General features: G+C 31.7%; 12 protein-coding genes. 10 read left to right on the top strand and 2 right to left on the bottom strand.

Going from position 1 to position 16,816, the window contains the following annotated elements; genetic code table 11:
• Positions 1 to 274 precede the first annotated feature (274 nt).
• The 7 genes from BXU01_RS03355 (at position 275) to BXU01_RS03325 (ending at position 10,053) form a co-directional block, all read left to right on the top strand.
• A complete protein-coding gene (locus BXU01_RS03355) occupies positions 275 to 1,225 on the top strand; it encodes a YihY/virulence factor BrkB family protein (RefSeq protein ID WP_083691688.1) in 951 nt (316 codons plus the stop codon).
• Entirely contained in the window at positions 1,222 to 1,746 is a 525-nt protein-coding gene (locus BXU01_RS03350) for an NADPH-dependent FMN reductase (RefSeq protein WP_083691687.1), read from the top strand. The genes BXU01_RS03355 and BXU01_RS03350 overlap by 4 nt, the downstream gene beginning before the upstream one ends.
• A 3-nt stretch (positions 1,747 to 1,749) precedes the next feature.
• On the top strand, positions 1,750 to 2,730 hold the full coding sequence (locus tag BXU01_RS03345; RefSeq protein WP_083691686.1) for a transglutaminase domain-containing protein: 981 nt from the start codon (positions 1,750 to 1,752) through the stop codon (positions 2,728 to 2,730).
• Positions 2,731 to 2,849: 119 nt separating this feature from the next.
• A complete protein-coding gene (gene pncB / locus BXU01_RS03340; protein ID WP_083691872.1) occupies positions 2,850 to 4,025 on the top strand; it encodes a nicotinate phosphoribosyltransferase in 1,176 nt (391 codons plus the stop codon).
• A gap of 163 nt (positions 4,026 to 4,188) precedes the next feature.
• Complete coding sequence (locus BXU01_RS03335; RefSeq protein ID WP_083691685.1) at positions 4,189 to 6,060, top strand: DNA topoisomerase IV subunit B; 1,872 nt, start codon at positions 4,189 to 4,191, stop codon at positions 6,058 to 6,060.
• A gap of 4 nt (positions 6,061 to 6,064) precedes the next feature.
• Positions 6,065 to 7,243 (top strand): DUF3298 domain-containing protein, encoded by a 1,179-nt coding sequence (locus tag BXU01_RS03330; RefSeq protein WP_165689753.1) that lies wholly within the window; start codon positions 6,065 to 6,067, stop codon positions 7,241 to 7,243.
• 86 nt (positions 7,244 to 7,329) lie between these two features.
• Positions 7,330 to 10,053, top strand: a complete 2,724-nt coding sequence (locus BXU01_RS03325; protein WP_083691683.1) for a DNA gyrase/topoisomerase IV subunit A — start codon at positions 7,330 to 7,332, stop codon at positions 10,051 to 10,053.
• Positions 10,054 to 10,209: 156 nt separating this feature from the next.
• Here BXU01_RS03325 and BXU01_RS03320 read toward each other — a convergent pair whose 3' ends face one another.
• Entirely contained in the window at positions 10,210 to 11,577 is a 1,368-nt protein-coding gene (locus BXU01_RS03320) for a DUF5458 family protein (protein WP_083691682.1), read from the bottom strand.
• A gap of 2 nt (positions 11,578 to 11,579) precedes the next feature.
• On the bottom strand, positions 11,580 to 12,035 hold the full coding sequence (locus BXU01_RS03315; RefSeq protein WP_083691681.1) for a hypothetical protein: 456 nt from the start codon (positions 12,033 to 12,035) through the stop codon (positions 11,580 to 11,582).
• A gap of 158 nt (positions 12,036 to 12,193) precedes the next feature.
• Between BXU01_RS03315 and BXU01_RS03310 the strand changes: the two genes are divergently transcribed.
• Genes BXU01_RS03310 through BXU01_RS03300 form a run of 3 tightly spaced genes read left to right on the top strand, consistent with a single transcriptional unit; the run spans position 12,194 to position 16,816 of the window.
• Positions 12,194 to 12,613, top strand: a complete 420-nt coding sequence (locus tag BXU01_RS03310) for a GPW/gp25 family protein (protein ID WP_055098209.1) — start codon at positions 12,194 to 12,196, stop codon at positions 12,611 to 12,613.
• 8 nt (positions 12,614 to 12,621) lie between these two features.
• Positions 12,622 to 14,379 (top strand): hypothetical protein, encoded by a 1,758-nt coding sequence (locus BXU01_RS03305; protein WP_083691680.1) that lies wholly within the window; start codon positions 12,622 to 12,624, stop codon positions 14,377 to 14,379.
• Positions 14,380 to 14,383: 4 nt separating this feature from the next.
• Positions 14,384 to 16,816, top strand: coding sequence for an AAA family ATPase (locus BXU01_RS03300; RefSeq protein WP_083691679.1), 2,433 nt, complete (start codon positions 14,384 to 14,386; stop codon positions 16,814 to 16,816).

Raw genomic sequence — 16,816 nt, 5'->3', positions numbered from 1 at the left:
ATATTTAATCTCTACTAGATAGTAAGCATTAATAATTTAAAGAAATCTATATGATTTTTTTTAGACAACCTAATATTAAAAACTCCTTTAGGAGTTAAATATTGGTAGAAAAAAGAATTATACCCATGCAAAATGTCCCGTATGGGACTACACATTTATAATCAAAATTGAATTTTTTGACATGGGAAAAATGTAAAATTCACCTAAAAAGCAAGAATCCTATTTTTTTAATTATTCATTAAATTTGAGAGTATATCTAAAAACCAGAAGTATCGTGAAAATAAAAAATATATTCTCCAAGTCATGGTTTCTGCTAAAGAATACCTTTTTAGAATTTAATGACGACAATGCTATTAAACTTAGTGCAGCATTATCCTATTATACCATATTTGCACTTCCTCCTTTATTAATTATCATCATCACGATCTGCGGATTTTTCTTTGGTGAAGATGCTGTAACGGGTCAGCTTTACGGACAAATTAACGGATTGGTTGGTAATGGCGCAGCAGTTCAAATTCAGGAAGCGATAAAAAATGTGCAATTATCCGGAGATAATGTTTTTGCCACAATATTTGGAATTGCGATGCTGCTAATTGGAGCATCGGGAGTTTTTGCAGAAATACAAAGTTCTATAAATTTCATTTGGGGATTACGCGCAAAACCGGATAAAGGAATTAAGAAATTCATTCAAAATCGCTTAATGTCATTTTCAATGATCGCTTCAGTTGGTTTTTTAATGCTGGTCAGCCTTTTTATAAGTACGACATTAGATTTAGTTAGTGCACGTTTAAAAATATATTTTCCTGAAAGTACCGTTTATTTATTCTATATCGTGAATATCGTAATTGTACTAGCGAGTATTACACTTCTTTTTGCTATTATTTTTAGAACATTACCTGACGGAAAGATAAGATGGAAAGATGCTTTTATAGGTTCAACAGTAACTGCCATATTATTTATGATTGGTAAATTTGCGATAGGTTTTTATTTAGGCAGTTCTACAGTTGCTTCTGTTTATGGAGCAGCAGGTTCTGTAATAATTATTTTAGTTTGGGTATATTATTCAGCAATTATTCTGTATTTTGGAGCAGAATTTACTAAAGTATATGCGAAATCATACGGAGGTAAAATTTATCCAAATGAATACTCAGTAGAAATTCAGAAGGAGATTTATGAAATCGACAATCCCAAACAAAAAGAACCAGCAAAACAAGAACAATTATGAAAATCATAGCCTTTGGAGGAAGTAATAGTACACAATCGATCAATAAACATTTAGCAACCTATGCGGCAGGTTTATTTGAAAATGCCGAAGTTGAAATTTTAGATCTGAATGATTTTGAAATGCCTTTATTTAGTGTTGATCTCGAAAAAAAAATAGGGCAGCACGAAATTGCAAAAGTATTTCTTGAAAAGATAAAAGGTGCAGATATTCTTGTCGTTTCTCTGGCTGAAAATAACGGAAATTATTCAGTAGCATTCAAGAATGTTTTTGATTGGAGTTCCAGAATAACCAAAGAAGTTTTTCAACAAAAGCCAATGTTGTTATTAGCAACTTCGCCAGGACCAAGAGGAGGAGCATCAGTTTTAGAAATCGCTAATAATGCTTTGCCACGATACGGTGCGCAAATAAAAGCTACTTTTTCATTACCAACATTTAATGCTAATTTTGATTTGGAAAAAAATAAAATCTCAAATGCAGAGTTAGATAAAGAATTAAAAGACATAATAAAGTCTACTTTTTAATCCATGATAATAAAAAAGATTACCCTTATATTTTTCTTCCTGAATTTTATTTTTCTGCATTGCTCTTACTCTCAAAAGTATAGTGATGTAGATAAAATAGTTTTAAAATACCCAAAACATTTTAATGCTATAGAAGATTTAGCAGAAAGGATTCAAAAAGATTTTACTTCAGAACACGATAAGGCGCGCGCTATTTACAGCTGGATTGCTTTTAATATAAAATATGATTATAAAGTTTTTTTAAATCCGCCCGGAGTACAGGGTTTCAGTTATTCTACAGAGGCAGAAAAACAACGAAAAATTAAAGAAATCAATGATAAATTGATTCAGAAAACCTTTAATTCCCAAAAAGGAGTTTGTGAAGGTTTTACAGCTTTATATCAGCATTTGGCAGTATTAACAGGTTTGAAATGTGAAATAATCAGAGGAACTTCAAAAACGAGATTAGCAGATATTGGCCGAAAAAGCACCTCTTCAGATCATGCGTGGAATATTGTGATGGTTGATAAAAAATGGAGACTTATAGATGTTACTTGGGGTCAGGGCTATTATGACAGCAGTAAAGGAAGAATGGTTAATGACTTTGCGTCTATTTATTTTGATACTGATCCTGATTATTTTTTTGCCAAACACTTTCCGGATTCCGGTTCTTATTTAGGAAATAAATTAAACAAAGAAGATTTTCTAAACGGTCCTTTAATTTATAATAAGACCATAGAAGGCGATTATAAAATTAAATCACCTGAAACGGAAATAATTGAAGCAAGGCATGGCGATAAAATTACGTTTGAAATTAAGAACGTATCAAAGTCTGATCTTGTTTTTTATTTGAATAAATATAATCAGGCTGTTAAAATTCAGAATTCAAAAGAAAAACGAGGTGATTTAGAATTTCAAATCACTTATGATAAAAGCATAGGAGATTATCTCACTATTTATCTGGATACTTTTAGTATTGTTTCTTTTAAAATAATTTCGAAATAAGCAAATTTGGATGTTTGTTTAAAGAATTTCCTTCTTTTATCGAATTGCCGTATCTTAGCCATCAAGAGATGAGATTTAATGATAATAGTTGACTGAACTATTAAAATGGAACTATGAGTATGGAGACAACTTTCCTGAAATCAATTTTAGATAATGATTTCTATAAATTTACGATGCAACATGCAGTAATAAGACTTTTTCCGAAGGCAAAAGTATGTTACGGTTTTATAAATAGAGGAAAACATATTTTTCCTCCCGGTTTCGCTGATTTACTTCGACGATCAGTAGATGCCATGGCAGATTTGCGGTTGACCAAAGAAGAAAAAAAATATTTATCACATCATTGTCCTTATCTTGATCCTACTTATTTAGATTTTTTGCAAGGCTATACTTATGATCCTTCAGAAGTGCAGATAACGCAGGAAGGCTCAGAAATAAAAGTCGTGATAGAAGGCTTCTGGTACCGTACAATTTTATGGGAAGTTCCTTTGATGGCATTGATTTCAGAACTTTTTTATAAGTCAAATCATTTGATTCGTTTAAACGATGAATCTATAAAAAATGTTACTAAAGATAAGATTGATAACTATAATAAGTTGGGAGTTTCAATTTTAGAATTCGGTACAAGAAGGCGTCATTCTTATGATGTTCACTCTTTGATAAATGAAACATTGCAGAGTTTTGGGTCAGATAGTTTTATCGGGACCAGTAATGTGCATTTTGCAATGGTCAATAATAAAAGACCTTTAGGAACACATGCTCACGAATGGTTTATGTTTCATGCGGCGCAATTTGGGTTTAAAATGGCAAATTTAATTAGTCTTGAAAACTGGACACAAGTATATGGAGGTGACCTGGGAATTGCTTTGACGGATACTTATACAACAGACGTTTTCTTTGAACAATTTGATAAAAAATATTCCAAACTTTTTGATGGCGTTCGTCATGATAGCGGCGATCCAATTGAGTTTGCCCAAAAAGTAATTTCGCATTACACCAAAATGGGAATTGACCCAAAATCGAAAGTCATTGTTTTCTCGGATTCCTTAAATTATGATAAAGTAAAAAGTATTACTGATTTTTGTAAAGATAAAATAAAAATGTCATTTGGTATTGGTACCAATTTCACCAATGATGTAGGCTTGCCACCTATGAATATGGTTATAAAATTAACCGAAGTTAAACTTGATAACACACATTGGCAAGGTGTTGTAAAACTTTCTGACGAAAAAAATAAAAATACGGGAACGCCCCAAATGATTGCTTTGGCGAAAGAAGTACTGGGAATTAAATAGTGTTTTTTTTGTTTAAAAGCTGATTTTTAATATTTTTAGCGGTCCTATTATTTTAAAATCAATTTAAATAGAATTCAAAGCTGTTATTAATCATAACAAAAAGGAAATACGCTTTTATTTTTTAGCTATAAATGGTACATTAGCCAAAAATCCAATTCACTTTATGCTAGAGCAAAATCAATATACCGAAGATAATATTCGATCACTCGATTGGAAAGAACATATTCGTATGCGTCCCGGAATGTATATCGGGAAATTAGGAGATGGTTCTTCACCGGATGATGGTATTTATATTCTTTTAAAAGAGGTTTTAGACAACTGTATCGATGAGTTCGTGATGGGGTCGGGGAAAACTATTGAGGTGACTATCAAGGATAAAACGGTTTCGGTTCGTGATTACGGACGTGGAATTCCGTTAGGAAAAGTAGTCGATGTAGTTTCGAAAATGAATACCGGAGGAAAGTACGATTCTAAAGCTTTCCAGAAATCCGTAGGTTTAAATGGTGTCGGAACAAAAGCTGTAAATGCACTTTCGAGTGCTTTTCGTGTAGAATCTGTTCGTGATGATAAACAAAAGGCTGCCGAATTTTCTGCAGGAAATCTGATTCTTGAAGAAGATGTAATCGATACAACAAAACGAAAAGGGACAAAAGTGACCTTTACGCCGGATGAATCCATCTTTAAAAACTATAAATTCCGTTTAGAATATGTTATTAAAATGGTGAAAAACTATTGTTATCTAAACAATGGTTTGACTATTATATTTAATGGCGAAAAATACCTTTCAGAAAATGGTCTTCGAGATTTATTAGAAGAAACAATCAGCGAAGAAGATCTTGAATATCCAATTATTCACTTAAAAGAACATGATATTGAGATCGCTTTAACGCATAGTAAAACACAATACAGCGAAGAATATCACTCATTTGTCAACGGTCAGAATACCACACAAGGAGGAACACACTTAGCAGCTTACAGAGAAGCGATTGTAAAAACCATTCGTGAGTTTTACAATAAAAATTTCGAAGCATCTGATGTTCGTAAATCTATTGTTAGTGCGATTAGTATCAAGGTAATGGAACCGGTTTTTGAATCTCAGACCAAAACCAAATTAGGTTCTATGGATATGGGTTCTGATGACGGAACACCGCCGGTATCTGTTCGTACTTTTGTAAACGACTTTATTAAAACGAAATTAGACAATTATTTACATAAAAATCCTCCAACGGCAGAAGCTTTATTACGCAAGATTTTGCAAGCTGAAAGAGAGCGTAAAGAATTATCAGGAATTAGAAAACTGGCTACAGATCGTGCTAAGAAAGCCAATCTTCATAATAAAAAATTAAGAGATTGTCGTGCGCATCTTCCTGATACAAAAAACCCAAGAAACTTAGAAAGTACGCTTTTTATTACCGAGGGAGATTCGGCTTCCGGATCGATCACAAAGTCACGTGACGTAAATACTCAGGCAGTATTTAGTTTGCGTGGTAAGCCTTTGAACTCGTACGGAATGACCAAGAAAATTGTGTACGAAAACGAAGAATTCAATCTATTGCAAGCAGCTTTAGATATCGAAGACGGACTGGAAAAATTGCGTTACAATAACATCGTAATCGCAACTGATGCCGATGTCGATGGTATGCACATCCGTTTGTTGTTGATTACATTCTTTCTTCAGTTTTTCCCGGAATTAATTAAAGAAGGACATTTATACATTTTACAAACACCGCTTTTCAGGGTTCGTAATAAAAAAGAAACGATCTATTGCTATTCGGAAGAAGAAAGAAAAGATGCCATCGAAAAATTAAAACCAAAACCGGAAATTACCCGATTTAAAGGTTTGGGAGAGATTTCTCCTGATGAGTTCAAAAATTTTATTGGAGAAACCATTCGTCTTGACCCAATTATGATGGATAAAAATACTTCGATTGAGCAATTATTGTCATTTTATATGGGAAAAAATACTCCGGACAGACAAGAATTTATTATCAAAAATTTGAAAGTGGAATTGGATGCTGTTGAAGCTGAAGTTTAAATTTATGAAAAAAAGTATTCTGTGTTTATTAATTGTGGTATTTATTTCCTGTCAGTCAAAAAATAACGAGAAAAAATCAGTTGTTCTACCTAAGCCTGTAAGTGAAATTAAAATCGAAAAAAACAATGATAGTTTAATTTACAAGATAGATGAAAATACTGTTGTAATAGGCGGTGATACATTAAAAATAGAAGCTCCTTTTATTTATTCTTTTGATGGAACACTTGATGATAATAAAAAAATTCAAATTCATATTTCTAATGCATTAACTGAAGAATATGGGGGATATTGGAAATCAGGGCGTCTTTATATTGATGGAGAAGATCAAATTTTCGGTTTTGGATTAGTAAAAAAGGAGAAAGAGGATTTCTACACAGGAGAAGTATCTTCTGATGAGAATGATAACGGGAAAACTACTTGTAAACTCAAATTATACAATCTATTTACTGATGAAATGTTTATAGAGTGCATCTATAATAAAAAAGCATATAAAATTTATCCAAGTAAAAAATTTCCATCTTATAAATGTTTTGATAAAATAGATTATACATTATTTGATACCAGAGAAGCTTATAAAAAAGGACAAGGAAGAGATTATACTCCATCAAGGGATTATACTTTTCTGGGAGAAATTTTATCAAATGATAAAAACTTTGAAGCTTTAAGTTCGAATGTAAAGTATTTGTCTAGCGATTCACTCAGCATAAAAAATCATGATAAATGGAAACATAATTTTGATAGTAAAAAGGCTGTAAAGGATGAGGATAATTATGCGTCAGAAAGCTTATTTGTCAGTTGGCCTATTTTTATTGATTCAAATATTTATGTAGTTTATCATTATTGGTACAACTATATGGGCGGAGCACACGGTTTGTACCGCACATCATACGATAATTATGAAGTAAGTACCGGAAGAAAAATAGAAATAGAACATCTTCTAAATACAAAAAATCAAAATTTTATTGATTTTTATGAAAATAGAATTAAGTCAGAGTATGGTGATGGATTATCAGATAAAATAGAAATGGCCAATACTTTTTATATTTTGCCAACAGGTATTACTTTTTCTTATGCTCCATATGAACTTGTTGGTTTTGCAGGTGGAGAACCTGAGATTTTTTTCAGTTATGAAGAATTAAAACCGTATATTTTAAAAAACACGATTCTGGATAACTATAATTAGGATTAAGAATATACTAACTTTGATTTAATTAGACAATCAGGTTTTCAGAATTAAAATACAAATTTATAATTTTCGAATATAAATAAATGAAAGACGAAGAAGACGATAACATCATTCCAAACGACGACGAGAATAATTCTGAGGAAAACCAGCTTGATGACAATCAGGAAGGTGATGATTCTGAAGAAATTATAAGCGTAAATGCTAAGAATTTTGAAGGACAGCATTTTTACGAAAATCAGGAAGAAGAAGGAGAGGACGTTATTACCAAAGTAACGGGCATGTACAAAGACTGGTTTCTGGATTATGCTTCATACGTAATTCTGGAACGTGCAGTTCCGGCGATTGAAGATGGTTTTAAACCTGTTCAACGTCGTATTATGCACTCTTTGAAAGAGTTGGACGATGGCCGTTATAATAAAGTTGCCAATGTTGTAGGTCACACTATGCAGTATCACCCACACGGAGATGCGAGTATTGGTGATGCTATGGTACAAATAGGTCAAAAAGATTTATTGATTGACTGTCAGGGAAACTGGGGAAATATCTTAACTGGCGATGGAGCTGCGGCTTCTCGTTATATCGAGGCACGTTTATCTAAATTTGCTTTAGAGGTTTTATATTCTCCAAAAATTACCGATTGGGGTGTTTCGTATGATGGCCGTCGTGCAGAGCCAAACAATCTTCCGGTAAAGTTTCCGTTACTATTGGCACAAGGAGCAGAAGGAATTGCGGTTGGTCTTTCGACTAAAGTTCTGCCTCATAACTTCAATGAGTTAATTGATGCTTCGATTAAGATTCTAAAAGGAAAACCTTTTACGTTATATCCTGATTTCATGACACAAGGTATCGCCGACGTGTCGAATTATAATGACGGACTTCGTGGCGGACGTGTTCGTGTACGTGCTAAAATTGCGCAATTAGACAAAAATACTTTGGTGATTACGCAAATTCCGTTTTCGACCAATACCACAACTTTGATTGACAGTATTTTGAAAGCCAACGATAAAGGTAAAATCAAAATCAAGAAAATCGAAGACAATACAGCTGCTGATGTAGAGATTTTAATACATCTTTTTCCTGGTGTTTCTCCTGATAAAACAATTGATGCTTTGTTTGCTTTTACAGCTTGCGAAACTTCTGTAGCACCTTTAGGTTGTGTAATTGAGGATAATAAACCGCTGTTCATTGGAGTTTCTGAAATGTTGAGGATTTCGACACACAGAACCGAAGATTTACTTCGTCAGGAATTAGAAATCCAGTTAGAAGAATTAAAAAACAAATGGCATTTTTCTACTTTAGAAAAAATCTTCATTCGTGAAGAAATGTACATTGATTTCAAATTATATTCAGATAGAGAATCGCTGTATAAATATTTATACGATCGGTTTGAGCCTTTCAAAAAATCATTTGTCAGAGAAATCAACGATGATGATTTACAACGATTAACTCAAATCCCAATGATTCGTATTACTCGTTTTGACTCTGATAAAGCCGATGATTTTATCTCGAAGTTAGAAGATGAAATGAAAGAAGTAGAGCATAATTTAGAAAATCTAACCGATTTTGCAATTGCTTACTTTACCAGATTAAAAGAGAAATACGGTAAAGGCCGCGAACGTCAGACAGAACTTCGTGTTTTTGATAATGTTGAAGCTACAAAAGTAGTTTTACGTAATACTAAACTTTACGTAAACCGAGAAGAAGGTTTTGTTGGAACCAGCCTTAAAAAAGATGAATATCTTACGGATTGTTCTGATATCGATGATGTAATTGTGTTTTTACGTGACGGAAAAATGCTCGTAACAAAAGTAGATGCCAAAACATTTGTGGGTAAAGATATTATTCATGTTGCTATTTTTGATAAGAGTGATAAACGAACGATTTACAACATGATGTATCGTGACGGAAAATCCGGACCATCTTATATCAAACGTTTCAATGTTTCTGGTGTTACACGTGATAAACCTTATGATTTAACAAATGAAACTGCAGGTTCGCAAGTTGTTTATTTTTCGCATAATCCAAACGGAGAAGCAGAAGTAATTACTATTTTATTACGTCAGGTAGGAACGATCAAAAAATTGAAATTTGATATTGATTTTGCCAAATTAGCTATTAAAGGCAGGGCTTCAAAAGGAAATTTGGTTACCAAATATCCAATCAAGAAAATCGAACTTAAAGAAAAAGGAATTTCGACTTTATTACCAAGAAAAGTTTGGTTTGATGATACTGTAAAACGTTTAAATGTTGATGCCAGAGGCGAATTATTAGGTGAATTTAAACCAAGTGATAAAATCTTAGTCATTAGTCAAAGTGGTAAACTAAAGGTTATAATTCCGGAATTATCGACTCATTTTGATGAAGATATGATCGTTTTAGAGAAATTTAAACCTAAAAAACCAATTTCGGCAATTTATTATGATGGAGAAAAAGAACGTTATTATCTGAAACGTTTCCTTGTAGAAAATGAAGGAAAAGAAGAAAGTTTTATTACAGACCATCCAAATTCGCAATTAGAAATCGTGTCAACAGATTATCGTCCGGTGGCGCAATTAATTTTTGCAAAAGTAAAAGGAGTTCAAAAAGAAGATCTACATATCGATGTCGAAGATTTTATTGCTGTAAAAGGCTTTAAAGCATTAGGAAATCAATTGACAACAGATAAATTAAAACAAGTTAATTTATTGGATCCGTTACCTTATGAAGAACCTGTCGAAGAAGTTCCTGAAAAACCGGAATTAGAAGAAGATGATTCGGTTGAAACAGAATTAGATGATGACGGCCAGATTGGTCTTGTACTGGATTAATATAAAAACAAAAAACGCTAAGATAATCTTAGCGTTTTTTTGTAACTAATTATTGCATTTTAAAATCATTAAAATGCAATGGTATAATTAATCTGCCAGAATTAAAATTTGTCCTAAAGTAATTGATTTTAGGATAAAACCTGGTATTTGGAAGAATTATACTTGTTTATAATCACTATGCCAAACAGCCTCTTCAGGACCATCTCCTTTGTGTCCATCTAATTGAATTACAAAACTTTTAGCTGGAAAATATGGTGTGATATGGATATCTAATAAAATTCTGTCCTTTTGAGTTTTATCCTGTTCAATTTTCATTACTGTAAATTTTTCAATAAGATTAGTTGGCCCTTTAATTCCATCTAAAAACTTAATGATTTGGCTTCTTAAATCAGCTTCTGTTCTTGTTGTCCAGTTTTCAAAAGCTCTTCTGTTTAAAAAGTCAAAAAGTACTTTTGTAATGTGATCAAATACGCGTACTACAGAATAAGTTTGTAAACCTAAGTTATCTCCGTTAAATAACGTTTTAGCAGAGAAAGCCATAATTTTACTATATTCATTCACCATTGGTACAAGACCCATTTTTTCTAGTTCTGAAATTTCGCTTTTTTTCAAATCAAAACGAACGCTTTCTACTTCGTTTAGACCTCCAAATTTTTTACCGGCAACAACCTGAGACATTAATGTTTTGTATATTTTACCGGCTAAAGAAGTTGATGGTGGTATATATAAATTGTCTTCTTCTCCAACTTCGTCATATTTACTTCTTCCCAGTAAATAGTTACAAGTCATGATTGTATTCGATTTAAATACATCACCACCTGTGTGATTTGCATTAAAGAAAATATCTATAACATCATCCGGAGTTTCAAGATCTTGAAAATCAGTTAATAATACTGTTTTGTTTTCGTGTGCTATTTTAGACCATTTGTCTAAAACGGCGTTAGAACCTAAATACCCAGGTACTGAAAGGATTGAGTAGTTTTTTCTCAAATCTAATCTGTCAAAATTTTGTTTTAATTCATTTGAAACGTAATCAATAAACAAAGTATTATCTAAATCTTTCAATTGAGATATATCTGCATTTACGATCGTTACATTTTTAATTTTATCGCTTTCTGCATTTTTATAGAATAATGCAACGCTTCGGTAAGATGTTTCTAACTCTCTGGAAACATTCAAAGCATATTTTAAATTTCTGTTTAATGTAGAATCTGCAGATGTAGCTTTTGTATTTGCCACTTCAATCATCGATTCAACAGAATCATTGCCTTTTAGTAAATCCAACCATAGTTCGAGTCTATTGGTTAGCGTTGTTCTTTCATTTTCCCATTGCGCGTCATTAAGAAAAATATTTTTTCTCGCTTTTCTGGTAGGGTTTAAGTTTGACAATCCGTCAATTACATTTTCTAAAAAGGCAAAACCGCCATATTCATTTAATAAATTTATTTTGCTGCTACCTTGTTCTTGCAGCAATTGTTCGGTTGAAGAACCATGACTTTTTTGTTCTTTGGTTTGAGTTGCCATATTTATTGTTTATTATTATTAATTTCATTCTTAGCGTTTTCAAGTAATTCGATTATAGCCTCTTTAACAGCGGGGTCCTGTATGGCTTTAATTAATCCTCTATTACTGGAAAGTTGGCGCACAATTTTATAAGCTTGTTCTTTTTCGGTGTTTAATTTATTCAAAAAAGGACTATTTTCTTTAATTGATTTTGCTCCAAAATCTCCCAAGTTTTGAAATACCATAGATTCATTTAAATCTGAACCTTCTTCAGTAGTAAATTCAAAATCTACACTTGGTTTGTACTTTTCAAACACTGCTTCTACTGTCTGCAAATCATACACAGCTTCGGGTCCTACCGGCTGCTCATTTGTAAGTTTTTGAATTAGTAATGTTCTGTTTGAAGGAATTTCTAAAATTGACTCATTGGCATCAACCTTCACTTCATTGCCACCAATACCATAATTGAACATGCTCATAATTTTATAAGATTTTTAGTTAATTTTGTAAAACTAATAAAAAAAAAGTTCTAAATAATATTGATTTGTAAGTATTTTATTTGGATTTTTGTTGCAGTATGTTAAAAAATCAATAAGAGCCTATTTTTGTTAAAAAACAACGTAATATTTTTTTTAAGATGAAATATCTGAAATACCCCGTTAATTTTAAATCTTTGCTAAGAGGATCGCAAGAGAATTTTTGTAAGATTGACGAGTCGATTGCGTACAATATCATGATGATAATTACAACTTCTTTTGGAGAGATTCCAGAGACACCAAGCTATGGGACGATTATTTGGGATTTAGAATTTAATCAACATATTAAAAAAAGAGACTGGGAAGATTTGGTCAGAAAATCATTATATGATTCAATTAATGCATTCGAAAAAAGATTAATTCTAAGCGAAGTTTCGATCTCTTTAGATGAAATTAATGATAAAGAATTAGGATCAAGTATTAGAAGAAAAGCGAATATAGTCGTAAAAGGTTCGATTATCGAAAGTTTAATACCGTTTAATTTCCACACAAAGTTGAATATAAGCCCAATTTCGCAATAAAATAAAATATGAAAGACGTTAAGTTTATCGAAATAAAGAACAGGATACAAAAAAAATGCCTGGAAATTTGGGGAATTGAAGATATCAATATGGCAGATCCTTTAGTGATGATGTTATTAGATGTTTTTGTTCATGAACTTTACTATTTGTATCAGGAAGGAGTAGAATCTGATAATAAAATTATTGAACGCATTGCACAGGAAATTGTACCAAGCCAATGGAATTTACCAATGCCAGCCCACACTTTAGCAAGTACAACTGCCACTAAAGGTATTGTGATGCTAAATAATGATACCGAATTTGTGGTAAAATCAGGAATGGCAACTAATGTTGATTATGATATTTATTTTACACCTTTCACTAATGAAAGTATTGTAGAAGGAGAGATTAGTTTTCAAATGTATGACTCATTTTTGATAGATTCTTCAAAAAATATAAAGCATTTACCTGTACAACATAAGGTTTTAGATCATCGTGTTTGGGTTGGGTTAGATGTTACAAAAGAAAATCTGGAGAAACTTAATTCGTTGAAATTTACATTTATAACAGAGAATTCATCATTAGATGCCTTTTTGCAATTTATAACAGTAAAAGATTCTTTAGGAAATAGTATTGAAATTGAAAACGAAACTTTTGATGAAGTTCAGGACAATAAACATTATGCCGAGAATATAAAGTCATTCTATAAAAATTCTATTTACAAATTAAAACTAGACTTAGAAAATCTGGTATACGAATCGATATTAGACAAATTTGAAATAGAGAAAGAAGAGCTAAAATCCGGTAAAAAAGATACTAGGTTAATTTGGTTGGAATTTATATTTCCTGAAATTTTTACTAAATCCGAGCTTGATAAAATTCAAATAAAAATAAATACATTTCCAATTGTCAATAGAAAGTTGAACAACAGAGTGCATAATGCTCAGATAGAAGGACGTCTTTTCCCGATGAAAGCAGAAAAAAACACCCACTTTCTTGATGTAATGAAAATCTTCAACGAAAAAAATATTGAATTTACAAATGGTATAAAGCAAGCTAATTCTCTTACCTCAAATACATTTACTATTTTTTATGGCGGATTAGAAAATTATGATTCACGAAATGCAAAATTTTTTCTTAAGAAGTTAGCAAGGGCATTGCGAGAAGATATTAGCTCTTTTTCTAATATAAATGCGGATTATATAGATGCTACAATGACCAGAATCAACGAAGAACTTAATTCGATTGAAAACAAAATTAATAGCAGTTACAGTCAGGTTAATGAAGAAGAAGTGTATGCGTTAATTCATGAAACGGAGAAATCTAAAATTTTATATTACTCTTATTGGACTTCTAATGGGCAGGTAGCCAACAATTTGAAAAAAGGCACTATTTTAAAACAAACATCTTTATCTGAGTTAGCTCAGGATTCTACCATTTTTCAGGCAAACTCAGTTGGGGGAATTTACAGGAATAATAAAATCGAAAAGCTAATCAATCTACGATACGGTTTTTTGTCTAAAGAGCGCTTAGTTACAAAACAAGATATAAAATCAGCAGTACATTATCATTTAAGAAATATTACTAAAGATGTTTTAATTACAGATGGAGTTGGGATAAGCAGCAATAGAAAACAAGGAGTATTCAGAACCATTGATGTAAAAGTTGTTTTACAGGAAAAATATGCTTTGCAGATAGATAATAAGAAAAAAATAGAAATGTTTTTAAAAGAAACTTTAGAAAAACAATCTGTTATGAACATTCCATTTCAAATTACAATTAACTAAACTTATGAACGAATTAGATTATAGTCCAAGCTTATTATCTGCAATTAAATCTGCTAAATCATTAGCAATTCAGGATGGTCACAGCACTTATGGAGTGGCTCATTTGGCTTATGCATTATTATTTGAACCAACAGGATTAGTAGAGGTATTAAGATCGCTGTCTAAAGATATAGATTACATAAAAGAATGGTTTGATGTGAGAAAAGAGGTATATACTTCTTCACAAAACAACGATAATAGTGTAACAAGTGATAGTGAAGTTGAGAATGTTTTTACAGAATCAAATTTCAATAAAATCAGGCTAGGAGCAGATGCCATCGATGCATTTTGTGTTTTTATAGCCATTATTAAACCTGGATTAGTTTATAGCGACAAACAAATTGATGGATTAAATCTAAGTGATAAAGAACTTTTAAAGCACTTTGGGCTAAGAAATACTCAAAAAAGTTTTAGTCTGGCTGATAATGCTGATGAGCAGGAAACAATCGATATTAACTATTGCGACACTTTATATAAAAAAAATATTATTGAAGAAGGAAGCAGTATAATTGGCAGAAACAGAGAAGTTCGATTAATACTTGAAAACATAGAACGATATGAAAATCATGGTATTTTATTGATTGGGGAATCTGGTATTGGAAAAACAAGTATTATAAAGAACCTCATTCATAACTTGCACGAAACAGATCCTAATTTCTTTGAAGAAACACTTGTTTTATCTTTAAATGTATCTAAACTCGTTGCAAACTGCAGTAATGAAAATGAGATTTCAAAAAAGCTGATTGAAATTTTTGAAAAATTATCCAAAAACGGAAAAAGTATACTTTTTATTGATGACATACAGGTATTATTAAACTCGTCAAACTCTAAATCAAACGCTGTAATCAATATTATTAATACACAATTAACTCAGGGAAGTATTAATATTATTGCTTCTATTGATGCTGATTCTTATAGAAAATCGATTGAGGGAACAACAATAAACGGAAAATTTGAAAATATTTTTATCGAGGAGTTAGACTATTCTCTATTGATTGAATGTTTGAATATTTATAAAAATAAATTAGAAAAGCATTATAAAATAGCGATTAATGAAGAGGTAATACAGGAAGCAATTCATTTGTCTAAACGATTTTATAAAGAAAAAAAACTGCCTTACGGAGCAATTGACTTGTTAGACAGAACAGCTTCATCAGTCATTGTTTCTAATGCAAATTCATTAGTGGAAATTGTAAAAATAAAAGAGCAGATAAAAGAATCTGATCCCGCTGATGAATCAAAAATGAGTTTGCTTGAAAAAGAAATATACAATAGAATAAGCTGTGTTGTAACCAGTAAAATTGATGTTACTGAAAATTCGAAAAGACAAAAAAATGAGCCGGTAACTTTTGAAGATATTGAGAAATTAGCATTGAATATTGAAAATATAGCAAAAGAAAAAATTACGGTTGTAACAAAATCAGAGATTCTGGCAGTTGTTTCTAATGCAACGGGAATACCGCTTGGTAAAATAAGTGCGGGTGAAAAAGAGAAGCTTTTAACGATCGAAGACAAATTGCAAGAAAGGGTAAAAGGACAAGCTCATGCTATAAAAACGCTGTCCGAAGCTATTATCGAATCCAGAAGCGGATTAAGCAATCCTAAACAACCCATTGGATCCTTCTTTTTCTTAGGACCAACAGGAACAGGAAAGACAGAATTAACAAAAACACTGGCTGAATTGTTGTTTGATGATGAAAATGCGATGATTCGATTTGACATGTCAGAATTTAAAGAAGAACATTCGGCAGCTTTATTATATGGTGCTCCTCCCGGATATGTAGGATATGAAGAAGGAGGGATGCTGGTTAATAAAATTAGACAAAAACCGTATTCAGTTGTACTTTTTGACGAAATTGAAAAAGCTCACAGCTCTGTTTATGATGTGTTTTTACAAATTATGGATGAAGGTAAAATTCATGATAAATTAGGCCGTGAAGGTGATTTTTCTAATGCAATTATCATTTTTACATCAAACATAGGAAGTCAATGGATTCAGGAACAAATAGAAAGCGGTCATTTACCAACTTCTAATCAATTGATTGAGATTATGAGCCAGCACTTCAGACCTGAATTTTTAGGCCGTTTGACTGAGGTTGTTCCATTTGCTCCTATAGACATAGAAATTGCCAAAGCTATTTTTAAATTACACTTACATCGCCTGCAAGAACAATTGATAAGTATTAAAAATATTTCATTTGATCTGTCAGATGGTGCTTTAGAATACCTCACAAATAAAGGATTTTCTAAAAAATATGGGGCGAGACCTATTGCGGGAATCGTAAGGACATATCTTAAAAAAACAATTTCAAAATTAATTATATCAGAAGCCATTCTTGAGAATGAAGCTATTGTTTTAGATATAAAAGAAGATGAGTTTATTTGGGAAAAAAAGTAA

It is taken from the genome of [Flexibacter] sp. ATCC 35103, assembly GCF_001975985.1.
Lineage (GTDB): Bacteria > Bacteroidota > Bacteroidia > Flavobacteriales > Flavobacteriaceae > Flavobacterium.
Note: the sequence above shows the minus strand (reverse complement) of the source record. Positions and strands in the feature narration are given on the sequence as shown.